The organism is Heyndrickxia sporothermodurans (assembly GCF_003055045.1).
In the GTDB taxonomy this organism is placed as follows: domain Bacteria; phylum Bacillota; class Bacilli; order Bacillales; family Bacillaceae_C; genus Heyndrickxia; species Heyndrickxia sporothermodurans.
On sequence record NZ_NAZB01000069.1, the window covers coordinates 25,952 to 50,530 of the forward strand.

Sequence of the window (24,579 nt, forward strand, 5' to 3'; positions counted from 1 at the left end):
AGAGGTGTAATTCAATATGAAAATACAAGAAATTCGTGAATTAATCAAACTTGTTGATCAATCAAGTATTGATGAAATTGAAATTGAAAATGATGGTTCAATTATTAAAATGAAGAAACAATCCGGAGTAACTCTAGTTGAAACACCACTTGTTGCTAACGTTCCAACTCAGCAAGTCGCACAAGTACCAGTATCTCAACCTGCTGTAGCAGAAGTGAAAAAAGAAGCTGAACAAGTTCAACCACAAGCGGCTGCTGACGAAAATTTACATAAAATTGTTTCGCCAATGGTTGGTACATTCTATCAATCACCTTCACCAGATAGTGATGTATATGTAAAGGTTGGTTCAAAAGTTCAACCGGATACTGTTGTTTGTATCGTCGAAGCAATGAAACTATTTAATGAAATCGAAGCTGAAGTTGAAGGAGAAATCGTCGAAATTCTAGTAAAGGATGGTCAACTTGTTGAATATGGACAACCTTTATTCTTGGTGAAGTCTAAGTAAGGAGAGAACTTCAATGATAAAAAAAGTGTTAATCGCAAATCGCGGTGAGATAGCCGTTCGAATTATTCGTGCTTGTCGTGATTTAGGAATCGAAGCAGTGGCTGTTTATTCGGAGGCTGATAAAGATGCTTTGCATGTACAATTAGCTGATGAAGCCTATTGCATAGGTCCAAAATCATCAAAAGACAGCTATTTAAACGTAACAAATATTATAAGTGTTGCGAAATTAACTGGATGCGATGCAATCCATCCAGGATATGGTTTCCTTGCTGAAAATGCTGATTTTGCAGAATTATGCAGAGAATGCAATATTATCTTCATCGGTCCAAGTCCGGAAGCAATTTCTAAAATGGGAACGAAGGATATTGCTAGAGAAACAATGAAGGAAGCTGGTGTTCCGATTGTTCCCGGGTCCAATGGGATTATTAACAACATAGAAGAAGCGATTGAATTAGCTAATTCAATGGATTATCCAGTCATTATAAAAGCGACTGCAGGGGGCGGCGGTAAAGGAATCCGCGTTGCAAACAATGAAGACGAATTAATTAAAGGGATTAATATTACTCAACAAGAGGCAGCAACAGCTTTTGGAAATCCAGGGGTTTATATTGAAAAATATATTCAAGACTTCCGACATGTTGAGATTCAAGTGATGGCAGATCAACATGGAAATGTGATCCATTTAGGTGAAAGGGATTGCACAATACAAAGAAGGTTACAAAAATTACTAGAAGAGTCGCCTTCACCTGCACTCACTCCGGAAATACGTGAAAAAATGGGTGAAGCAGCTGTTAAAGCAGCGAAAGCAGTAGATTATACTGGCGCTGGAACAATTGAATTTATTTATGATCATCGTAATCAAATTTTCTATTTCATGGAAATGAATACACGAATTCAAGTAGAACATCCGGTTACTGAATTAGTTACAGGTGTTGACCTAGTTAAAGAACAAATACTTGTTGCTTCTGGAAAGCCATTGTCCATTAAACAAGAAGATGTAACATTTTCCGGTTGGGCAATTGAATGCAGAATAAATGCTGAAAACCCTGCTAAAAATTTTATGCCATCAGCGGGAAAAATTGAAATGTATTTACCACCAGGTGGTTTAGGTATTCGAATTGATTCAGCTGCATATCCTGGTTATGAGATCCCTCCATATTATGATTCGATGATTGCTAAAGTAATATCGTATGGCTCAACGAGGGAAAAAGCCATTGCAAGAATGAAGCGAGCCTTAAGTGAATTTGCAGTTGAAGGTGTTCACACTACAATTCCCTTTCATTTAAGATTATTAGAACATGAGACTTTTGTTAAAGGTGACTTTAATACAAAATTTTTAGAGATATACGATCTAATGAAATAATTAATCGTACGGAGGTGCTTAATCATATGGTTGAGACAAATTCAATGCTAGAAATGGATTATGGGCACGATGGATTAGGTAAAGTTGAAATTGCACCAGAAGTTATCGAGGTTATTGCTGGAATCGCCGCTTCTGAGGTCGAGGGTGTCGCACAGATGCGTGGGAATTTCGCTTCGGGTGTTGCTGAAAAACTCGGAAGGAAAAATCATGGAAAAGGCGTAAAGGTAGACTTAACGGATGAAGGAATTATTATTGATGTATATTGCTCCATGAACTTTGGCATTTCAATCCCAACAGTGGCGCAAAAGATACAAGATAATATTAGGCAAGCATTATTGAATATGACAGCACTGGAAACAAAAGAAATAAATATTCATATTGTAGGGATTCAATTTGAAACCCAAAAACCTGAAACGGATTTCGAATCAGAAATGATGTAATTAGAAAAGGTAATCCAAAATCTATTTTGGATTACCTTTTTAATTTGTTGAACGATGTTAAAATTCAATCTTCTCATGATAAATGTGCTTTCTTAGTTGTTTTTGTGATATTATCTTTTTAGGAAATGTGTAATTTTACAATGTAACTGGCGATAATGATATTATTCATGACTAGTTTAAAAGGAGTTTTATGTAAAGATGAAAAGAAGAACTGCTAGAGAAAAAGCACTTCAAGCATTATTTCAAATAGATATAAACGAGGCTGCTCCAGAAGAAGCAATTAAGAATATCTTAAGAGATGAACAAAATGATGAATACTTAAACACTTTGGTAAACGGAACATGTGGGCATATTAAAGAAATTGACGACACCATTTCACGCCATTTAGAAAAGTGGACAATCGAACGTTTAGCTAAAGTAGATTTAAATATTTTACGACTTGGAGTATTTGAACTTGTTTATGTACCCGAAGTTCCAGCAAATGTGGCGATTAACGAAGCGTTAGAGGTCTCTAAGCGATTTGGTGATGAACGTTCAAGTAAATTTATTAATGGAGTGCTTTCAAAAATAAAAGATTCGATCGAAAAGTAATTTAAACTTCGTAAATACGGTGATTAAGTTGTATAATGTAAACAAAAGCTGTCTTCCGTGGAAGCAGCTTTTGTTTTGTAACGTAATTTTTGAGATTAAGGATGTTTTTGAATGACAACAAAACCCTATCTTACAGTCCATGCATTAACAAAATATATAAAAAGAAAATTTGATGTTGATCCACATCTTGTTGATATTCATGTAAAAGGTGAAATTTCTAACTATAAGCAACATTCTAGCGGTCATATGTATTTTACATTAAAGGATGACAAAGCTAGAATATTAGCAGTGATGTTTTCAAAATCAAATAAAGGATTGAAATTCAAACCTGAAAATGGCATGAACGTTCTCATTCAGGGTCAGATTACCGTGTATGAAGGTAGCGGGCAATATCAATTATACGTAAAGCAAATGCAGCCGGATGGAATTGGTGAATTATATTTAGCCTATGAACAACTTAAAACTAAACTTAGTCAGGAAGGCTTATTTGCGCTAGAAAGAAAAAGAAAATTACCCCCATACCCGAAAAATATTGGTGTTATTACCTCTCCTACCGGTGCGGCCGTTAGAGACATCATTTCAACGATAAAACGTCGATATCCGATCGGCAAAATCAAATTAATACCTGCATTAGTTCAAGGTGAAAATGCAGCAAAATCGATTGCAAATGCGATTGAAAAAATGAATGAAATGAAAGAAATAGATGTATTGATCGTTGGTCGTGGTGGGGGATCAATTGAAGAGCTTTGGGCATTTAATGAAGAAATTGTTGCTCGAGCGATTTTTAACTCAAAGATACCTATTATATCTGCGGTTGGACATGAAACAGACTTCACAATAGCAGATTTTGTTGCTGACCTACGTGCACCAACTCCAACTGGTGCCGCTGAATTAGCTGTGCCGCATATCGAAGAAATTATGGAAAAATTATTAAATAGAAAATCAAGACTAATTAGGGGATTTTCCGAAATCGTTCAGCATCAACGAAAAAGGCTGCAATTTATTAAACGATCCTATGTTTTTCGCAACCCAAACAGATTGTATGAGCAAAAAATGGAGTATATGGATCACCTTACGGAACGATTGACACGGCAAATGAACAAAACGTTGCAACACGAAATGACAGGATATGAACAACTAGCGAAAAGACTACAAAGAAATCAGCCTCATCAGTTACTTGAGCGGGGAAAAGAAAAACATGTACGGTTAAATAAAGAATTAAGGAGTCGTTTGCAAGCAATTTTACAAACGAAACAACAAGAGTTTTCAAAAGCAATTACTGCACTGGAGGCTTTAAGTCCCCTTAAAGTAATGGAACGAGGATATAGCCTCGCATATACTCCAGAAAAAGAAATTATAAAAAGCATCGAACAAACCTCTAAAGGTGAAGAAATTCAAGTAATGGTTTCGGATGGGAAAATCATCTGTTCGGTTGAAAACATTGAAAAGGGATGAGAGAAAAATGGAAAAGCAATTATCTTTTGAAGAAGCAATGGAACAGTTAGAAGTAATTGTCCAGCGGTTAGAAGAAGGAGACGTTCCATTAGAGGAGGCACTTACAATCTATAAAAAAGGAATGGGTCTTTCAAAGCTTTGTCATGATAAATTAAAAATGGTAGAAGAACAATTAACTAGTGTAATTACTGAAAATGGAGAAGAGGAGTTTATCATCAAAGAGGAGGAGTAGAATTGGATTTACATAAATTAAGATCATTTATGAAGAAAGTGAACGAACGATTAGAAACAGAACTTTCTCAGGCTATTGTGAAATTACATGCTCCTCAAAAAATAAAGGATGCTATGGCTTATTCGCTTCAAGCAGGTGGTAAACGAATCCGTCCGACATTGCTTTTAGCTACCTTACATGCCTTTGGAAAAGAAATGAAGTATGGAATAAAAACAGCTTGTGCATTAGAAATGGTTCATACATACTCACTAATTCATGATGATTTACCCGCGATGGATAACGATGATCTACGACGTGGAAAGCCAACGAATCATAAAGTATTTGGTGAGGCCTATTCGATTTTAGCGGGTGATGGTCTACTCACATATAGCTTTCAAATGATTGCGCAGGATTCAACTTTAACGAGCGAACAAAAGGTAAAGATCATTGAACTTCTGGCGATTGCTGCCGGTCCTGAAGGCATGGTTGGTGGACAAGTTGCAGATATGCTTGGTGAAAAACAAGAATTATCAATAGAAGAATTAGAATATATTCACAGAAATAAGACCGGTAAACTTCTAACATTCAGTGCGGTAGCAGGTGCTATAATAGCAGGTGCATCGAGTGAACAAATAGATTTGTTAGAAAAATATGCAGAAAATATCGGCCTTGCCTTTCAAATCCGTGATGATATTTTAGATATTGAAGGAAAAGAAGAAATCATTGGTAAGCCGGTGGGAAGCGATGAAGGAAATGTGAAAAGCACATACCCATCCTTATTAACGTTAGATGGTGCGAAGGAACGTCTCCATTATCATACGAATCTTGCAAAAGATATGCTGCGGGATCTAAATCTTGATACTAAGCTTTTAGAAGAACTTGCTGAATTAATTGTAGTAAGAAATCATTAAAATAGGTATAGAATGAGTATGTAAGTAAAATATGTTATAATACAGTAATCTAACTATCCGTTACAATTATAAAAATCAAGACATCAACAGTAAAATCTATGAAATGAAAGTGAGTGATCCATTTTGGATCTATTATCAATTAAGGACCCTTCCTTTCTAAAAGATATGAATATTGACCAGTTAAAAGAACTAAGTAATGATATTCGTCATTTTTTAATTGAAAATCTATCTAAAACGGGTGGGCATATTGGCCCTAATTTGGGTGTAGTAGAATTAACTATCGCCTTGCATAAATGTTTTAATAGTCCGAATGATAAATTTATTTGGGATGTGGGTCATCAATCTTATGTTCACAAAATATTAACCGGTCGTGCAGATCAATTTTCTACGTTAAGGCAGTATCAGGGGTTATCCGGATTCCCGAAAATGTGTGAAAGTGAGCATGATGTGTGGGAAACAGGACACTCTTCCACATCCCTATCCGCTGCAATGGGAATGGCTATTGCCCGAGATTTAAAAGGTGAAAAGTCATTTATAGTTCCAATTATTGGGGATGGTGCCTTGACTGGCGGAATGGCCTTAGAAGCATTAAATCATATTGGACACGAAAAAAAGGATTTACTTGTTATTTTAAATGATAATGAAATGTCCATCGCTCCTAATGTAGGTGCTTTGCATAATATTTTAGGACGACTCCGTACAGCAAATAAATATCAATGGGCGAAAGACGAACTTGAGAATTTGCTCAAAAAGATTCCTGCAGTTGGTGGAAAACTCGCTGCTACAGCTGAAAGGCTTAAAGATAGTATGAAGTATTTTCTTGTCTCAGGAATGTTTTTTGAGGAATTAGGCTTCACTTATTTAGGTCCTGTAGATGGACACAATTTCGAAGCACTATTTGAACAATTACAATATGCAAAGAAAACGAAGGGGCCAATTCTATTACACGTAATAACGAAAAAAGGTAAAGGATATAAGCCTGCTGAAAACGATACGATAGGTACTTGGCATGGTACTGGACAATACAAAATTGAAACTGGTGATTTAATTAAACCGGTAAATGCACCACCTGCATGGAGTAAACTTGTAAGTGACACAGTTTTAAAACTTGCTAAAAAAGATGAGCGGATTGTCGCAATAACACCTGCAATGCCTGTAGGATCTAAACTTGAAAAATTTGCTGAAGAATTTCCTAATCGTATGTATGATGTTGGAATTGCAGAACAACATGCTGCAACTGTAGCTGCTGGATTAGCCACACAGAACATGAAACCGTTTTTAGCAATTTATTCTACATTTTTACAACGTGCATATGATCAAGTCGTACATGATATATGTCGGCAAAATCTTAATGTTTTCATTGGTATTGATCGTGCGGGATTAGTAGGTGCAGATGGAGAAACACATCAAGGTGTGTTCGATATTGCATTTCTTCGTCATATTCCCAATATAGTACTTATGATGCCAAAAGATGAAAATGAAGGACAACATATGGTTAATACGGCGATTAAGTACAATGATGGTCCAATTGCGATGAGATTTCCTCGTGGAAATGGATATGGCGTTCCAATGGATGAAACATTAAGGACGATACCGATTGGGACATGGGAAACGCTCCGTGAAGGAAAGGATGCAGCAATTTTGACGTTTGGTACAACAATTCCTATGGCACTTGAAGCGGCTAATCTCCTTCAAAAACAAGGGTTTTCCGTCAAAGTAATCAATGCACGTTTTATTAAACCATTAGATGAAAAAATGTTAAAAGAATTGTTAGATACAAATATGCCGATTTTAACGATCGAAGAAGCTGTGTTACAAGGTGGATTTGGCAGTGCTGTACTTGAATTTGCGCATAGTCACGGATTTACAAATGTAATTGATTGTATGGGTATTCCAGATAAATTTATTGAACATGGAAGTGTCAATGAATTACTTAGAGAAATTGGTTTAACAAAGGAAGAGGTTGTAAAAAGAATTCAAGCTTTTTCACCTAAAATACAAAAAAGGGCATGACATATGAAAAGCAAAAAACAACGAATTGATACTCTTTTAGTTGAAAGAGGATTAATTGAAACGAGAGAAAAAGCAAAACGTGCGATAATGGCGGGATTAGTCTACTCAAATGAAGAGCGTCTCGATAAACCCGGCGAGAAAGTAAATGAGGATATTCCGTTAACGATTAAGGGGAAAATGATACCCTATGTAAGCCGGGGAGGATTAAAGCTTGAAAAGGCATTACGTGTTTTCGAGCTTTCTGTAAAAGATAAAATCTTATTAGATATTGGAGCATCTACAGGTGGCTTTACAGATTGTGCCTTGCAAAATGGTGCGAAAATGTCATATGCACTAGATGTTGGTTACAATCAATTAGCTTGGAAGCTTAGACAGGATGAACGAGTAGTCGTTATGGAGAGAACGAATTTTCGTTACGTGACTCCGAAAGATTTAGTACGTGAAATGCCTAATTTTGCTACAATTGATGTTTCGTTTATATCTTTATCGCTCATTTTACCAGTTTTAAAAACATTATTGGTTCCATCGAGTGATGTTATAGCCCTGATTAAACCACAATTTGAAGCTGGAAAAGATCAGGTCGGAAAAAAAGGGATTGTAAGGGATAAAAAGGTTCACGAATCCGTTATTGAAAAAATTGTCCAGCTATCCCTCACCGAAGGCTATGATGTAATAAATTTATCCTTTTCCCCAATAACTGGAGGAGAAGGAAATATTGAATTTTTAATCCATTTAAAATGGACTGGTTCAAATAAAAAAGAAAATGGATCAAATGCGCTTGATTTTACAATTAAAGATGTAGTAAACGCAGCACATAACGAGTTAACAGGAAGATCAGATCAATAATAGGATCTGTTCTTTTTTCTTGTGTTTTTGCCACCATTCGTGTTAATTATGTACATTTTGACAAAAATAAGCTAACATTGTAGTAAAAAGCATGGTGGGATATGTCAGTATTATTGTTAAAGAAACTGTCAGTGTAACTTTGTAAAGGTGGATGAGGATGAATAAAGGACAAAGACTCATTAAAATAAGAGAAATAATCGCAAATTTTGACATTGAAACTCAAGATGAACTAGTTGATCATTTAAAAAATGCTGGTTTCAATGTTACACAGGCAACGATTTCTCGTGATATAAAGGAATTACATTTAGTAAAAGTACCACTTATGGATGGCAGATATAAATATAGTCTGCCGGCAGATCAACGTTTTAACCCAATGCAAAAATTAAAAAGAACATTAACAGATGCTTTTATCAGCATAGATTTTGCCGGCCATTTAATTGTCTTAAAAACATTACCCGGTAATGCCCATGCATTAGGCGCCTTAATTGATATTCTTGAATGGGAAGAAATTATTGGTACGTTATGCGGAGATGATACATGTTTAATCATTTGCAAGGACCAAGAAAAATCAGAAATGGTTTCACAACGCTTTTTAGATATGTTATAAAACAAAGAATTAAACGGGTAATTGAAAAAATGGGGTGAAGTTTTCCTTGTTACAAGAATTATCGATCAAAAATTTTGCCATCATTGATGAACTTTATTTGTCTATAGAAAAAGGATTAACGGTATTAACAGGAGAAACCGGAGCAGGAAAATCGATTATCATTGATGCGGTAAATTTATTAGTTGGCGGAAGAGGTTCTTCAGAATTCGTTCGTCACGGTGAAAAAAAAGCTGAAATAGAAGGACTTTTTATCTTAAATGACGAGTCACATCCATGTTATAATCGTGCAAACGAATTTGGAATTGACATTGAAGAAGGAATGATTATCCTTCATCGTGATATTTCCGTTTCCGGAAAAAGCGTCTGTAGAATTAATGGGAAATTAGTGACGATTTCAATTTTGCGTGAAATTGGCAGTACACTAATTGATATTCATGGCCAGCACGAACACCAAGAATTAATGAATGAAACCCATCATTTAAGGCTTCTTGACCAATATGGGGGTAAAGAGATTAAGACTGCTCTTGATAATTATCGTGTAATATACAAACAATATGAGCAAATCGTTTCAAAACTTAAAGGATTAAGTGAAAATGAACAACAAATGGCCCACCGATTAGATCTTATTCAATTTCAACTTCAAGAAATCCAAAAGGCAAATCTTCAAATAGACGAAGACACCATTCTCTTGGAAGAAAAGAAAAAATTAATGAATTTTGAACGGCTATTCGATTCATTGAAAACGAGTTACGGTGCATTGCAGGGTGAACAAAAAGGAATTGATTGGATAGGGCTGGTTATGAGTCAGTTAGAAACAGCTGCTGAAATTGAGCCTGATTTTAAGCCACTACTAGAATCTGTTTCAAATTGTTTTTATATCCTTGAAGATGCCGCAAGTACGATTCGCAATGATTTAGATAGCTTGGAGTTTAACCCTGAACGGTTAAATGAGATTGAAAGCCGCCTAAACGAAATAAACCAATTAAAAAGAAAATATGGTGGCACATTGGAAGATATATTGGAATATAGTTCGAAAATAGAAGAAGAAATTGAAACGATTATTAATCGTGAAAGCCATATTGATAAATTACAAATAACATTAACACAACTTGAGAAAGACTTGTATTTAGAAGCTAAACAACTTAGTGATTTAAGAAAAAAATGCTCAAAAAAATTAATTAATGCAATCCATAAAGAACTAAAGCAATTGTATATGGATAAAACAGTATTTGAGGTGAAGTTCCTTCAATCAGCTGAGGACTATAAAAATGAAGGAAATCTTCCATTTCGAAAAGATGGCTTGGATGTAGTTGAATTTTATATATCAACAAATCCGGGTGAGCCTTTAAAACCATTAAATAAAGTTGCTTCAGGCGGTGAATTATCGAGAATGATGCTGGCGTTGAAGACGATTTTCTCAAAACATCAAGGCATTACTTCGATCATTTTCGATGAGGTAGATACCGGTGTAAGTGGAAGGGTTGCTCAAGCAATTGGAGAGAAAATTTATCAAGTTTCAGAGCATTCACAAGTTTTATGTATTTCCCATCTTCCGCAAGTTGCAGCTATGGCAGATACACATTTGTTTATCATGAAGGAAACCATTGATGGACGAACACGAACAAAGGTGAAAACACTTGAATTGGAAGAAAAAATTAATGAAGTTAGTCGCATGATTGCAGGTGTTGAAATAACCGATAAAGCAATAGAACATGCACAAGAATTGCTACAACTTGCCTATGCAAAAAAATTCACTTGAAAAGCTATCCATCAATGGGTAGCTTTTTTCTTAATCCCTTGTTATATTTCCGCCGTATCAAGGCTAAATTAAAATTGTAACCAAAAAAATAAAAAGGTTACTCTTTAAAAGTGGACTAGAAGCGAGGAGAGTGAAAAGTTTTGAAATTGGATCATCTAAGAAAAGTAATTGGTGGGTTTCTCCTTGTTTCACTTTGTTTAATAGGATTTTCAAAACCGTTTCAAAATTATCTTCATATACCAACCGATATCACATTATTTGAAGGTGACGTTTTAAATATTGCGAAAGCGGCAAATGTGTCTGCTAAAGTAACATCCAAAGGCGAAAGTATTGACGTGTTTGCACAAAAGAAATCACTAGACATAAAAGGTAATTCTGCGGGAAAAGATGAAGTATTTTTCGAATTAGCTGGACTGCCAATAAAAAAAGTGGATGTAAAAGTAATTAAGGATTTCAAGGTAATTCCGGGTGGACAATCGATTGGTGTTAAATTAAATACACTTGGCGTTTTAGTAGTAGGACATCATCTTGTCGAAACAAAATCAGGCAAGATTTCACCGGGAGAAAAGGCTGGAATTAAAGTAGGGGATATTATTACACAAATTAATGGGGAAAAAATAGAAAAGCTGTCAGATGTAGCTCCATTAGTAGAAAAAGCGGGCAAAGATGGGACCCCTTTAAATATCACCATCCAAAGAGAACAGCAAAAAATAAATACTTCTTTAAATCCACAAAAGGATCAGTCAGAACAAACGTATAAACTTGGCTTATATATTAGGGACTCGGCCGCAGGAATTGGAACAATGACCTTTATCGATCCAAAAACAAAAAAATATGGAGCACTTGGCCATGTTATCTCAGACATGGACACGAAAAAAGCAATTTTGGTCGAAAAAGGGCAAATATTAAATTCGACAGTAACGTCTATTGAAAAAGGCAGTGACGGAAAACCCGGAGAGAAACTTGCGCGCTTTTCTTCAGACCATGAAGTTATTGGTGATATTACACGAAATAGTTCCTTTGGGATATTTGGAAAGTTAGATAAGAAAATAAAAAATGAAAAGTATGACAAACCGATGCCAATCGCATTATCCTATCAAGTAAAAGAAGGTCCGGCAAAAATTTTGACAGTCGTTGAAGGAAATAAAGTAGAGGAATATGATATTGAGATAATAAATGCCATTCCTCAAAAGTTTCCAGCAACGAAAGGGATGATAATAAAAATTACTGATCCCAAATTATTGAAGAAAACAGGCGGAATTGTTCAAGGAATGAGTGGTAGTCCAATTATTCAAAACGGAAAGATCATCGGAGCAGTTACTCATGTATTTGTTAATGACCCAACGTCAGGATATGGCGTTCACATCGAATGGATGCTTCGAGAAGCGGGAATAAATATTTATCAAAAAAGAAATGAAGAAAAGGCAAGCTGATAGAGAAATTTCTCTTCAGCTTTCTTTTTTGCATTTTTAGTACGAATGAAATATGTTATGATGAAAATAAAGATAATTCGACAAATATATAATTAAAAATCGAAAGAGGTCGAAATCGAGAGAAATAAAGAGAAAAATAGAGAAAATATATTTTTTTTAATAAATTTTCAAATATAAGAAGGAATTTATAAGGCATTGTCGAAAATGTGATAAGAGAATAAGATATGAAAAAAAGTGGTTAGTAATTGAGGAGGAAACAAGGAGTGAACAACAAAATTAAAGTTTGTATCGTAGATGATAATCGTGAGTTAGTTGCTTTATTAGAAGAATTTATTTCTTCTCAAGATGATATGGAAATTAGCGGTGTTGCGTATAATGGGCAAGAGTGCTTAGAAATGTTACAAGATGCTTCACCAAATGTGCTAATATTGGATATTATTATGCCTCATCTCGATGGATTAGGAGTTCTTGAAAAGTTAAGACAAAAAAGTGAAATGCCAAACGTAATCATGCTGACTGCATTTGGACAAGAGGATGTTACGAAAAAGGCGGTTGAACTCGGAGCTTCATATTTTATTTTAAAACCTTTTGACATGAATAATCTTGCAAACCAAATTCGGCAAGTTAGCGGGAAGCCAAGTCCAATTTTGAAAAAGGAAAATCATTCCTTTATTAGATCTAATAATGAAGAGAAACCAAAAAATTTAGATGCAAGTATCACCAGCATTATCCATGAAATCGGTGTACCCGCACATATTAAAGGGTATTTGTATTTAAGAGAAGCCATTTCCATGGTATATAATGATATAGAGCTTCTCGGATCAATTACCAAAGTATTATATCCTGATATCGCGAAAAAATTTAATACGACTGCAAGTCGTGTAGAACGTGCAATCCGCCATGCGATAGAAGTTGCATGGAGTCGCGGAAATATTGATTCGATCTCTTCCTTATTTGGTTATACAGTAAGCATGTCCAAAGCTAAACCGACAAATAGCGAGTTCATTGCAATGGTTGCGGATAAACTGCGTTTGGAACATAAAGCGTCCTAATAAATTTTTTTCTAAATTGTATTTAAAAAGGGTCCTAACGTAAGGACCCTTTTTGATGGATATTATTTTCGTCTTATATCGATTAAACGATGATTTTTATATTTGATTTTTACTTTTTCCCCAATTGAATATTGTACATACGTATCGCAATCCATTTCTAGAATTTTTCCGTTATCAAATTCCATTAAGCATGCTGCCTTTCCATTTGGAGTTGATATTACTGGTATACTTTTCTTAGTTTTCACTCCTTTTGCTTTTCCTTTTGATTGGGGAGTGTAATATTTTTCAATAATTACTACTTTTTTGTAACTAGTTGAAGGACGAGATAATAAAAAGAAAAGGACGATCAATAATAGACATAGTACGACGATTTTTATTAAAACCTTTTTCATCATGCACTCCTTATGACAAGTATTTCGTTTATACTATGTATATTGATTGGAATGTGGAATATGCATTGGTAAAATAACAAGTAAATTAATCAATTAAGTAAAATTTCTTCCATATGGATGTTATTGTTCATACTGTGTAATAGACTAGAAATAAAAAAAGCCAAGGAAGTGACTACATGACCTTTATATTTGCACACCGTGGATCGGCAGGAACACATCCTGAAAATACGATGGAATCATTTATTGCTGCTGAAAAATCAGGTGCAGAAGGGCTTGAACTTGATGTTCATCTATCTAAAGATGGAGAAATTGTCGTTATTCACGATGAAACGGTGGATCGCACAACAAACGGAAAAGGGTTTGTTCATCAGTTGACGGTAGCGGAACTAAAAGAATTGAATGCAAGCTATAAATTTAAAACCTTCCAGTCCTTTATTAGAAGTCCCAAAATACCTACTTTAAAAGAAGTGTTTGAGTGGATGAGAGGAAATAATCTCCTATGTAATATTGAAATGAAAAATGGAAAAATCATGTATCCGTTATTAGAAGAAAAAGTGATCCAACTGATAAGAGATTATCGGTACGAGGAACGAATCATTATTTCTTCGTTTAATCACTATTCGCTTGTACGCTGCTATCAATTGGCTCCTGAATTAGAAACCGCCCCATTATACTCGGATGGCTTATATATGCCGTGGATATACGCTAAAGCGATTCATTCGAAAGGATTGCATCCAAACTTTAAGGCAGCACCGAATATGATTATACAAGAGGCCATGGCTAATGGGATAGCCGTTCGCCCATATACAGTGAATAAAGAAAGTGACATGGAAAGATTAATCGCCATTCAGTGTTCAGCGATTATTACTGACTATCCGGAAAAGGCATTTAAAATAAGAAAAAAACTATCAAAATAAAAAAATCTGCTCAATACACGCAGATTTTTTTATTTAATACTTTTTCTAAACCGTTTTTGGACTTTATTTCGTTTTCGATCACGATAAAAAACAAATCCTGCAATAAATCCTAATCCTCCAATAAATAAAACGAGACCTACAAGAAATTGAAGCCACAAATATGGAAATGGAGGTTGGAGGATTCCAAACAACATATCCCGCATTAATTTAATACCAAGCGCCGCGAAACATCCCGGTATTACCATTATTAATAAAGCAATAAGACGTATCATAAAGGTTCTCCTTAAGTAAATAAACTTAGGTAAATGTTTTATCCAACAAAAAAATCATATAACAACGAAATTATTTGTCAAGCAATCGACCCGTTATAAAACTTGAATTTACCTTTAACTATTCATAAAATAAAAGTATGAAATATATTGCATTGTTAGGGGGCTCGAAACTTGCAAAACGTATTATTGGTTGGTGGTGGTAAGGGTGGTGCGGCTATTTTAAAAATGCTCGTCGGCAGCAGCATGTTTAAAGTGATAGCGGTTACCGACCCAAACAACAATGCAGAAGGAATCCAATTGGCTAAAAAAAGGGGCATACAAACAGGGGAGAACTGGAAAGATTTTTTAGATGATTCCATTGATATCATTATCGAAGTTACGGGAGATGAAGCTGTTTTTCAAGAAATTCTTCAAGTTCGTAATAAACACACTGTTTTAATTCCTGGGAGTGTTGCTTATTTAATCGCAACATTGATGGAGGAAAAAGAAGAGCTGATATCAACTTTACAAGATGAAACGTATAAGCATAATCTGATATTTAATTCAACAGATGAAGCTATGGTTGTAATAGACACGGAAGAAAAGATTATATTTTTTAACAAAAGTGCTGAAAGAATGACAGAAGTTCCGATCGCAGATGCGATAGGTAAACATATTCTCGATGTTATTCCGAAAAGTCAATTACCTAGGGTAATTTCAACTAGAAGAATTGAAGCAAATCAAGAAACAGTGCTTGATAATGGACTGAAAATTATAACGACGCGGATACCGATTATAAATGAAAAGAATATTGTTATTGGTGCGATTGCTGTTTTTAAAGATATTACTGAAGTAGTCAATTTAGCCGAAGAAATTACAAATTTAAAAGAAATTCAAACGATGTTAGAAGCAATTATTCATTCAAGTGATGATGCAATATCTGTAGTTGATGAAAATGGACGAGGAATATTAATTAACCCCGCTTATACCCGAATCACTGGATTAACGAAGGAGCAAGTAATCGGAAAACCGGCAACTATTGATATTTCCGAAGGGGAAAGTATGCATTTAAAGGTCATACAAACGAGAAAAGCGATTCGTGGAACGAAAATGCGCGTAGGACCAATGAAAAAAGAAGTCATTGTAAATGTCGCTCCAATTATTGTCGATGGAATTTTAAAAGGGAGTGTTGGGGTTATTCATGACGTTACAGAAATTCAATCGCTGACAAAAGAATTGGACCGGGCACGGCAAATTATTAGAAATTTAGAAGCAAAATATACATTTGAGGATATTATCTCCAATTCGGAAGAAATGGATATTGCAGTTGAACAAGCAAAATTAGGGGCAAAAACCCCTGTAACGATTTTACTAAGGGGAGAGTCAGGAACTGGGAAGGAACTTTTTGCTCATGCGATACATAATGCAAGCGATCGAAAGTATAATAAATTCATTCGTGTGAATTGTGCCGCAATCTCGGAATCATTATTGGAAAGTGAATTATTTGGTTACGAAGAAGGAGCATTTTCAGGAGCAAAGAGAGGTGGCAAAAGGGGACTTTTCGAAGAAGCGAACAACGGGAGTATCTTTTTAGATGAAATTGGCGAACTAAGTGCTAATACGCAAGCAAAATTGCTAAGGGTTTTGCAGGAAAATGAGATTGTCCGCGTCGGTGGGACTAAACCTATCCCAATCAATGTTAGAATTATTGCGGCAACACATGTAAATTTAGAAAAGGCGATTGCAGATAAATCATTTCGTGAAGATCTTTATTATCGAATAAATAGAATGCCGATTCAAATTCCTCCCCTAAGAAATAGGAAAACGGAAATACCGCTTTTATGCCAAAAGCTAATTCAATAGCTTAATCAGGATTATGGAAGAAATGTAGAGGGGATTACGAAAGAGGCCTTGGTAAAACTAATGGATTACGATTGGCCGGGAAATGTTCGTGAATTGGAGAATATTTTAAGTCGAGCAATCATTTTTATGGGCTATAATGAAGCACAAATTGATCAGCAACATATTCTTGTATTATCCAATAAAAAAGATATTCAACATGCCTCCACCTACTCCGAAACAATGACAGCTGAACAAGATTTAACTACTCTTGTAGAGAGCTATGAGAGAAATGTCATTCAACAAGTATTGGAGAAAAACAATGGAAATAAGACAGCAACAGCAAAGCAACTAGGTGTATCAATTAGAAATTTATATTACAAGTTAGAAAAATTTAAGCTTGCAAATAATAACATGCAATAATTTGCGTAGTTTGAAAAAAATTGCACGAGTTTTGGTAGTTAAAATTTTATTAATACTGATTTAAATGCTATAATTTAATTGGCATGAAAATTGCATCAGTACATAGAGTACGGATTTTTATATAAAGGGGTTGAGGCAGCACATATGGATTTAGACACAATACTTAACCGTGCAACCCAACAAAATAAAGTAAAAGTAGCAATTGCAGCTGCGAGAAGATTACGAGGTATTGGAAGCGGTTTCATTTGTGGTAGAAAAATTTAGCAAGTTTTTATTTATGTAGAGACGAAAAGAATTATATTTATTAGCACTAGCGATTTGTTCTGCTAAATTATAAAGAGATGGAGAGATTGAAATGAAAATTTTTGAATATATGGGAAAATACGATTATGAACAATTATTATTTTGTCAAGATGAACAATCTGGCTTAAAAGCAATTATTGCGATTCATGATACTACTTTAGGACCTGCATTAGGTGGGACAAGGATGTGGACATATGCTTCTGAGGATGCAGCCATTGAAGATGCACTACGTTTAGCTAGAGGGATGACATACAAAAATGCAGCAGCTGGGCTAAACTTAGGCGGAGGGAAAACAGTTATTATTGGTGACCCTCGCAAAGATAAAAATGAAGAAATGTTTCGGGCATTTGGCCGTTTCATCCAAGGTCTAAACGGTCGCTATATTACTGCAGAAGATGTAGGTACAACTGTTGCTGATATGGATTTAATACATGAGGAAACAAATTTTGTTACAGGTATTTCACCAGCATTTGGTTCTTCCGGTAACCCATCACCAGTAACTGCTTATGGATGTTATGTTGGCATGAAAGCTGCAGCAAATGAAGCATTTGGAACGGATTCACTTGAAGGACTAACGGTTTCTGTTCAAGGTGTAGGAAACGTTGCTTTTGAACTTTGCCGTTATTTACATGAAGAAGGCGCGAAATTAATCGTGACGGATATTAACAAAGAAGCTGTGCAAAGAGCTGTGGAACAATTTGGTGCCGAAGTTGTCGATCCTAATGATATTTATGGTGTAAACAGCGATATTTTTGCGCCATGTGCATTGGGTGCGATTATTAATGATGAAACAATTCCTCAATTAAAAGCAAAGGTAATTGCAGGTTCAGCTAATAATCAATTAAAAGAAACACGTCATGGTGACCAAATTCATGAAATGGGAATTGTTTATGCACCAGATTACGTTATCAATGCTGGTGGAGTAATCAATGTTGCGGATGAATTATATGGATATAATCCTGAACGTGCGATGAAAAAAGTTGAAGGAATTTATAATAATGTGGCAAAAGTAATCGAAATTTCAAAACGTGACGGCATTCCAACATACGTAGCTGCTGATAGAATGGCGGAAGAGCGAATTGCTAAAGTATCCAAATCAAGAAGTCAATTTTTACTAAATAACCGTCATATTTTAAGTTATCGTGCTTAGTCAATAAATATCAATGAATCAGCTTAGCTGATTCATTGATATTTATTTCTTCATAGGTGTGGAAAATGTGAAGGTATATCAGAATGTAATGAGAAAAATGAATTTAAAATAGAATGTTTTTATAGGAATGGAGGAATAAGCTTGGCACAGGAATATGATTTAGTCATTCTTGGCGGTGGCACAGGTGGTTATGTAGCTGCGATTCGGGCATCACAATTAGGTCTTAAAACAGCAATCGTTGAAAAAGGACTTTTAGGCGGAACCTGTTTACATAAAGGATGTATACCTAGCAAAGCCTTACTACGCAGTGCAGAAGTATATGCGACAGCGAAAAAAAGTGAGGAATATGGTATTTCAATTGGTGACATCCAACTTAATTTCTCCCATGTGCAAGAACGAAAAGAAAAGATAGTCGAGCAATTACATCGCGGTGTTCAACATTTAATGAAACAGGGAAAAATCGATGTTTATGAAGGAATAGGAAGAATATTAGGACCATCAATTTTTTCTCCAATGCCTGGAACGATATCTGTTGAATTAAATAATGGGAAAGAAAATGAGATGCTCATTCCAAAAAACGTGATCATTGCTACCGGATCTCGTCCAAGATCTCTTCCGGGATTGGATATTGATGGTTCCTTTGTTCTTTCATCAGATGAAGCACTACAACTAAAAGAATTACCTAAATCTATGATTATCGTAGGTGGCGGTGTGATTGGGATAGAATGGGCTTCCATGTTAAATGATTTTGGTGTCGATGTAACCGTTATTGAATATGCTGATCGTATTGTACCAACAGAAGATCATGAAATATCAAAAGAAGCAGCGAGAATTCTCAAAAAGAAAGGCATTAAAATTGTTACCTCAGCTAAAGTTTTATCAGAAACTTTAGTTAAGGAAGATGACCAAGTGTCAATATCTGCTGAAATTAAAGGTGAGAACCAAACTTTTACCGGGGAAAAGATTTTAGTGTCTGTCGGCAGAATCGCCAACACCGAAAATATTGGTTTGCAAAATACGGAAATTAAAGTAGAAAAAGGCTACATCCAAGTAAATGAATATTACCAGACAAAGGAAACTCATATTTATGCGATTGGTGATGTTATTGGCGGATTGCAGCTTGCACATGTAGCTTCACATGAAGGAATTGTAGCGGTTGAGCACATGGCGAGTAAGAAACCAACACCTATCGATTATTCGCTAGTATCGAAGTGTATTTATAGTAATCCGGAAATGGCAAGTGTTGGATTAACAGAAAACGAAGCAAAAGAAAAAGGATATAATGTTAAAATTGGTAAATTCTCATTTAAAGCAATTGGAAAAGCATTAGTATATGGCGAATCCGATGGTTTTGTGAAAATTATTGCTGATAAAGATACAGATGATATTCTTGGTGTCCATATGATTGGACCTCATGTGACAGATATGATATCCGAGGCTGGCTTAGCAAGAGTATTAGATGCAACACCGTGGGAAATCGGGCATACGATCCACCCGCATCCATCCTTAAGTGAAGCGATTGGTGAAGCTGCTTTAGCTGTAGATGGTAAAGCAATCCATTCGTAATATGAATAAAATAAGAAATTTAGGAGGTAAAAAGTGATGGCTGAAAACCGACATAAAGAACTAGGTTTGAGTGACGAAACCGTATTGGAAATGTATGAAACGATGTTGTTGGCACGCCGTATCGATGAAAGGATGTGGCTTTTAAACCGCTCAGGAAAAATTCCATTTGTTATTTCTTGTCAAGGTCAAGAAGCTGCACAAGTTGGTGCTGCCTTTGCATTAGATCGTAATAAGGATTATGTATTACCGTATTATCGTGATCTTGGTGTCGTTTTAACCTTTGGTATGACTCCAAAGGAATTAATGTTATCGGGATTTGCTAAAGCAGAAGACCCGAATTCTGGTGGCCGTCAAATGCCGGGACATTTTGGTCAAAAGAAGAACCGTATTGTAACAGGATCGTCTCCGGTTACAACCCAAGTGCCACATGCAGTTGGTATTGCTCTGGCGGGTAAAATGGAAAATAAAGACTTAGTTACATTTGTGACATTCGGTGAAGGTTCATCAAACCAAGGGGACTTCCATGAAGGAGCAAACTTTGCTGGAGTACATAAGTTGCCGGTAATTTTCATGTGTGAAAACAATAAATATGCTATATCTGTTCCAATCGAAAAACAGTTAGCATGTGAGAAAGTATCTGATCGAGCGATTGGATATGGCATGCCTGGTGTTACTGTTGATGGTAATAATCCATTAGACGTATATAGAGCGGTTAAGGAAGCAGCAGAAAGAGGGCGACGTGGTGAAGGTCCGACACTTATCGAAGCTGTATCTTACCGTTTAACTGCACACTCTTCAGATGATGATGATCGCTCATATCGTTCGCCTGATGAAGTCGCGGAAGCAAAAACGAAAGATTCTATTATCACGTTCGGTGCCTATTTAAAAGAAACAGGTATTATGAATGATGAGCTTGAAAAAGAAATCAATGATCGTGTAATGAAAATTGTCAATGAAGCAACTGATTATGCTGAAAATGCTCCTTATGCAGATGCAGAGGACGCATTAAAATATGTATACGGGAACGAATAATAAATGAGACGTGAGAACAGGAGGGAAATAAAATGCCAGTGATGTCATATATTGATGCAGTAACTACTGCAATACGTGAAGAAATGGAAAGGGATCCGAAGGTTTTCGTACTTGGTGAAGACGTTGGGAAAAAAGGTGGAGTGTTTAAAGCGACTCACGGTTTATACGATCAATTCGGTGAAGATCGTGTTATAGATACGCCATTAGCGGAATCAGCGATAGCAGGTGTTGGGATTGGTGCAGCAATGTATGGAATGAGACCGATAGCGGAAATGCAATTTGCTGATTTCATTATGCCGGCTGTCAATCAAATTATTTCTGAAGCAGCAAAAATTAGATACCGTTCAAACAATGATTGGAATTGCCCAATCGTCATTCGGGCGCCATATGGTGGCGGAGTCCATGGAGCCTTGTATCATTCTCAGTCTGTCGAAGCCGTATTTGCTAATCAACCAGGCTTGAAAATTGTGATGCCTTCTACTCCTTATGATGTGAAAGGATTATTAAAAGCTGCGATTCGAGATGAAGATCCTGTTCTTTTCTTTGAGCATAAACGTGCGTATCGCTTAATTAAAGGAGAAGTTCCAGACGATGATTATGTCTTACCAATCGGAAAAGCGGATGTCAAACGCCAAGGTGAGGATATCACGGTTATTACATACGGTTTATCCGTCCATTTCGCTCTTCAAGCGGCTGAGCGCTTAGCTCAAGATGGAATAGAAGCCCATATATTAGATCTTCGTACAGTCTATCCACTCGATAAAGAAGCAATCATCGAGGCTGCATCTAAAACAGGAAAAGTTTTACTTGTAACAGAAGACAATAAAGAAGGCAGCATTATGAGTGAAGTATCCGCAATTATAGCAGAAAATTGTTTATTCGATCTTGATGCACCGATTATGAGATTGGCCGGCCCAGATGTTCCAGCAATGCCATATGCACCAACAATGGAAAAATATTTTATGATCAATCCAGATAAAGTTGAAAAAGCGATGAGAGAATTGGCTGAATACTAATCCAATGTCTTAAAAGGAGGTTACTTAAATTGCCATTAGAAAAGATAACGATGCCTCAATTAGGTGAAAGTGTAACAGAGGGTACTATTAGTAAATGGTTAGTATCCCCGGGGGATCACGTTAACAAATACGATCCAATCGCAGAAGTAATGACAGATAAAGTGAATGCAGAAGTACCTTCTTCATTTACTGGGGTGATAAAAGAATTAATCGCCGACGAAGGAGATACGTTAGAAGTCGGTGAAGTGATTTGTATGATGGATGTAGAAGGCAGTAATGGTGCACCATCTGAAAAAGTAGACACGCCTACAGAGGAAAAAGTGAATGAGTCCACACAAGATAAGAACGAAACGACTGTTGCGAAAAATGACAAAGGAAAAGTTCGCTATTCCCCAGCCGTTCTTAAACTTTCACAGGAGCATGATATTGACCTTTCTTTAGTAAATGGTACCGGCAAGGACGGAAGAATTACACGTAAAGATTTACTTAAAATTATTGAATCCGGTCATATTCCAACTACAAATACCGTATCTGAAAAAGAAGTATCTGAAGGTAAGCAACCTGCTGCATCAAAACCAGCTGCACCAGCGGTAAACATTCCTACATTACCGGGTGATATTGAAATTCCAGTAAGTGGTGTAAGAAAAGCGATTGCAAGCAATATGCTAAGAAGCAAACATGAAGCACCACATGCTTGGACAATGATGGAAGTGGATGTAACGAATCTTGTTGAATACCGCGATTCGATTAAGGGAGACTTTAAAAAGCGAGAAGGCTTTAATATCACCTATTTTGCGTTCTTCGTAAAAGCAGTTGCACAAGCATTGAAAGAATTTCCACAAATCAATTCTATGTGGGCAGGAGACAAAATTATACAAAAGAAAGATATTAATATTTCAATTGCCGTTGCAACTGACGATTCCTTATTCGTACCTGTTATTAAAAATGCAGATGATAAGTCTATTAAAGGAATTGCTCGTGATATTTTTGAACTTGCCAATAAAGTTCGTACAGGAACATTAAAGGCAGATGAAATGCAGGGTGGTACATTTACTGTAAATAATACTGGTTCGTTTGGTTCTGTTCAATCGATGGGAATTATTAACTACCCACAAGCTGCAATCCTTCAAGTAGAATCAATCGTCAAACGTCCGGTTGTTATGAACAATGGTATGATCGCTGTTCGTGACATGGTGAATATATGTATGTCACTCGATCACCGCATACTCGACGGATTAATTTGTGGCCGTTTCCTCCAACGTGTGAAGCAAATCCTTGAAAACATATCTAAAGAAACATCAGTCTATTAATCAAAGTGTCCCAAAAGTATCGAATGCTTTTGGGACACTTTCTATTATTTAAAGAAAGAATGCTTTTTAGATGACTGCAAAATATCTCCTGTCCAGCCTTTCATCTTTAAATAAAAATAAAGGATGAGAGTAGTAACAGCTATCACTATAATCGAGTAAACATAGCCGAATTTTAAATCTAATTCCGGCATAAATTTAAAATTCATCCCCCAAAGAGCACCCCATGCGGCAATTGGGGTGAATAAAGTTGTTAACACAGTTAAAGTTTTCATTATTTCATTTCCACGATGTGATGAAACGACTACTTCAAAGTCAACTAAAGCATCGATTTCTTGCTGGTATTCTTTTAACAAATGTAATGTTCTCTCGATTCTTTTGTTCGTTCGTTTACAAGCAGGAAATGAAGTAAGTTCTTCACCAAACACCTCATCCATACCTATTTGTATTTCTTTAATAGGAATCATTAAATTTTTCCAAATTAAAATTTCATGCCGCGCATGATGGATCCTTTCTAATATTTCAATATTATTTTTTTCCTTTAAGTCCCAAAGCAGTTGATTAAGTCTTAATTCGAAGTCATCAATTTTAGCTAAATAATTTTTGATCATTTCTCCTATTAGAATAAAAAAACCTTCTATCGCAGTAGAGGTGTGTTCCATTTCCATTAACATTTCTGAAATAACTGTTTCCGGTAGCTTTGAAAAGTCTAAATCTACGGTAATAAAATATTCCTTTGTAATAAAAAAATGAAACAAATCATTTTCATTTTGCACTTTACTATTTTGTAGATAGATAATCGACCCACTTAAATGCAAACATTCGGGATTAAAGGTAGAAACTTCAAGGTAATTAGATTCATTATTATTGATTCGATTAATCCAATAATTACAATACTGAGTATGATCTACAAGCTTTTTTAGTTCAGATGTATTATCACTTTCCATGCGATACCATTCCCAATTTGATGTGGAATATATTTTCTTCATCCATATATTCACCTCGCAATACTATTATCAACTTAAAGTTCCCTAAAATGTTGAAATCAAAACAATTATTAATCGTTTTTTACTAGTAAAAGATGGGTAGAAAAATAAAAACGATAGATTAAGATATGAGGGGATATATTTGGGCATATTTTTTATCTTAATATATTTAACAATTGTTATGGTAGTAATGTAAATAGCCACTTTATTT

The 24,579-nt window shown here is 35.6% G+C and carries 22 protein-coding genes and 1 pseudogene; 20 read left to right on the top strand and 3 right to left on the bottom strand.

Features of this window, described 5'->3' with window-relative positions; genetic code table 11:
- Nucleotides 1–16 precede the first annotated feature (16 nt).
- The 13 genes from accB (at nucleotide 17) to spo0A (ending at nucleotide 13,186) form a co-directional block, all read left to right on the top strand.
- The gene (gene accB / locus B5V89_RS18500; protein ID WP_066234478.1) at nucleotides 17–505 is read left to right on the top strand and encodes an acetyl-CoA carboxylase biotin carboxyl carrier protein; all 489 of its coding nucleotides are present in this window, start codon (nucleotides 17–19) and stop codon (nucleotides 503–505) included.
- A gap of 13 nt (nucleotides 506–518) precedes the next feature.
- Entirely contained in the window at nucleotides 519–1,868 is a 1,350-nt protein-coding gene (accC, locus tag B5V89_RS18505; protein WP_066234482.1) for an acetyl-CoA carboxylase biotin carboxylase subunit, read from the top strand.
- 26 nt (nucleotides 1,869–1,894) lie between these two features.
- A complete protein-coding gene (locus B5V89_RS18510) occupies nucleotides 1,895–2,308 on the top strand; it encodes an Asp23/Gls24 family envelope stress response protein (RefSeq protein WP_107920149.1) in 414 nt (137 codons plus the stop codon).
- Between the two features lie 198 nt (nucleotides 2,309–2,506).
- On the top strand, nucleotides 2,507–2,899 hold the full coding sequence (gene nusB / locus B5V89_RS18515; RefSeq protein WP_066234490.1) for a transcription antitermination factor NusB: 393 nt from the start codon (nucleotides 2,507–2,509) through the stop codon (nucleotides 2,897–2,899).
- 111 nt (nucleotides 2,900–3,010) lie between these two features.
- Entirely contained in the window at nucleotides 3,011–4,354 is a 1,344-nt protein-coding gene (gene xseA / locus B5V89_RS18520; protein ID WP_066234493.1) for an exodeoxyribonuclease VII large subunit, read from the top strand.
- Between the two features lie 7 nt (nucleotides 4,355–4,361).
- Entirely contained in the window at nucleotides 4,362–4,586 is a 225-nt protein-coding gene (gene xseB / locus B5V89_RS18525; RefSeq protein WP_066234496.1) for an exodeoxyribonuclease VII small subunit, read from the top strand.
- A 29-nt stretch (nucleotides 4,587–4,615) separates the two neighbouring features.
- Nucleotides 4,616–5,476, top strand: a complete 861-nt coding sequence (locus B5V89_RS18530) for a polyprenyl synthetase family protein (RefSeq protein ID WP_066234685.1) — start codon at nucleotides 4,616–4,618, stop codon at nucleotides 5,474–5,476.
- A 123-nt stretch (nucleotides 5,477–5,599) separates the two neighbouring features.
- Nucleotides 5,600–7,489, top strand: coding sequence for a 1-deoxy-D-xylulose-5-phosphate synthase (gene dxs, locus B5V89_RS18535; RefSeq protein ID WP_066234499.1), 1,890 nt, complete (start codon nucleotides 5,600–5,602; stop codon nucleotides 7,487–7,489).
- 3 nt (nucleotides 7,490–7,492) lie between these two features.
- On the top strand, nucleotides 7,493–8,335 hold the full coding sequence (locus B5V89_RS18540; RefSeq protein ID WP_066234504.1) for a TlyA family RNA methyltransferase: 843 nt from the start codon (nucleotides 7,493–7,495) through the stop codon (nucleotides 8,333–8,335).
- A gap of 157 nt (nucleotides 8,336–8,492) precedes the next feature.
- Nucleotides 8,493–8,942: a transcriptional regulator AhrC/ArgR gene (gene ahrC / locus B5V89_RS18545; RefSeq protein WP_066234507.1), complete on the top strand. Its 450-nt coding sequence runs from the start codon at nucleotides 8,493–8,495 to the stop codon at nucleotides 8,940–8,942.
- 46 nt (nucleotides 8,943–8,988) lie between these two features.
- Entirely contained in the window at nucleotides 8,989–10,701 is a 1,713-nt protein-coding gene (recN, locus tag B5V89_RS18550) for a DNA repair protein RecN (RefSeq protein WP_066234511.1), read from the top strand.
- 140 nt (nucleotides 10,702–10,841) lie between these two features.
- Nucleotides 10,842–12,134, top strand: a complete 1,293-nt coding sequence (spoIVB, locus tag B5V89_RS18555) for a SpoIVB peptidase (protein WP_107920145.1) — start codon at nucleotides 10,842–10,844, stop codon at nucleotides 12,132–12,134.
- A 263-nt stretch (nucleotides 12,135–12,397) separates the two neighbouring features.
- Nucleotides 12,398–13,186 (top strand): sporulation transcription factor Spo0A, encoded by a 789-nt coding sequence (gene spo0A / locus B5V89_RS18560; protein ID WP_107920144.1) that lies wholly within the window; start codon nucleotides 12,398–12,400, stop codon nucleotides 13,184–13,186.
- A 62-nt stretch (nucleotides 13,187–13,248) separates the two neighbouring features.
- On the opposite strand, the gene B5V89_RS18565 is transcribed toward spo0A, so the two are convergent.
- Nucleotides 13,249–13,578 carry a hypothetical protein gene (locus B5V89_RS18565; protein ID WP_066234521.1) on the bottom strand — a complete coding sequence of 110 codons (330 nt, stop codon included), beginning with the start codon at nucleotides 13,576–13,578 and terminating at the stop codon, nucleotides 13,249–13,251.
- A 176-nt stretch (nucleotides 13,579–13,754) separates the two neighbouring features.
- Between B5V89_RS18565 and B5V89_RS18570 the strand changes: the two genes are divergently transcribed.
- A complete protein-coding gene (locus B5V89_RS18570) occupies nucleotides 13,755–14,495 on the top strand; it encodes a glycerophosphodiester phosphodiesterase (RefSeq protein ID WP_066234523.1) in 741 nt (246 codons plus the stop codon).
- Nucleotides 14,496–14,524: 29 nt separating this feature from the next.
- Here the strand turns inward: B5V89_RS18570 and B5V89_RS18575 are convergent, their stop codons facing one another.
- Nucleotides 14,525–14,767, bottom strand: a complete 243-nt coding sequence (locus B5V89_RS18575) for a DUF2627 domain-containing protein (RefSeq protein WP_066234525.1) — start codon at nucleotides 14,765–14,767, stop codon at nucleotides 14,525–14,527.
- A 225-nt stretch (nucleotides 14,768–14,992) separates the two neighbouring features.
- Between B5V89_RS18575 and B5V89_RS18580 the strand changes: the two are divergent.
- The 6 genes and pseudogenes from B5V89_RS18580 (at nucleotide 14,993) to B5V89_RS18605 (ending at nucleotide 23,385) form a co-directional block, all read left to right on the top strand.
- A pseudogene (locus B5V89_RS18580) lies at nucleotides 14,993–17,008 on the top strand (sigma-54 interaction domain-containing protein).
- 355 nt (nucleotides 17,009–17,363) lie between these two features.
- A complete protein-coding gene (bcd, locus tag B5V89_RS18585) occupies nucleotides 17,364–18,461 on the top strand; it encodes a branched-chain amino acid dehydrogenase (RefSeq protein ID WP_108073426.1) in 1,098 nt (365 codons plus the stop codon).
- Nucleotides 18,462–18,602: 141 nt separating this feature from the next.
- A complete protein-coding gene (gene lpdA, locus B5V89_RS18590; protein WP_066234534.1) occupies nucleotides 18,603–20,027 on the top strand; it encodes a dihydrolipoyl dehydrogenase in 1,425 nt (474 codons plus the stop codon).
- Between the two features lie 36 nt (nucleotides 20,028–20,063).
- On the top strand, nucleotides 20,064–21,059 hold the full coding sequence (locus B5V89_RS18595) for a thiamine pyrophosphate-dependent dehydrogenase E1 component subunit alpha (RefSeq protein WP_066234536.1): 996 nt from the start codon (nucleotides 20,064–20,066) through the stop codon (nucleotides 21,057–21,059).
- Between the two features lie 32 nt (nucleotides 21,060–21,091).
- Nucleotides 21,092–22,075 (top strand): alpha-ketoacid dehydrogenase subunit beta, encoded by a 984-nt coding sequence (locus B5V89_RS18600; protein ID WP_066234539.1) that lies wholly within the window; start codon nucleotides 21,092–21,094, stop codon nucleotides 22,073–22,075.
- Nucleotides 22,076–22,104: 29 nt separating this feature from the next.
- A complete protein-coding gene (locus B5V89_RS18605) occupies nucleotides 22,105–23,385 on the top strand; it encodes a dihydrolipoamide acetyltransferase family protein (protein WP_108073427.1) in 1,281 nt (426 codons plus the stop codon).
- Between the two features lie 44 nt (nucleotides 23,386–23,429).
- Here B5V89_RS18605 and B5V89_RS18610 read toward each other — a convergent pair whose 3' ends face one another.
- Nucleotides 23,430–24,371 (bottom strand): magnesium transporter CorA family protein, encoded by a 942-nt coding sequence (locus B5V89_RS18610; protein WP_108073428.1) that lies wholly within the window; start codon nucleotides 24,369–24,371, stop codon nucleotides 23,430–23,432.
- Nucleotides 24,372–24,579 lie beyond the last annotated feature (208 nt).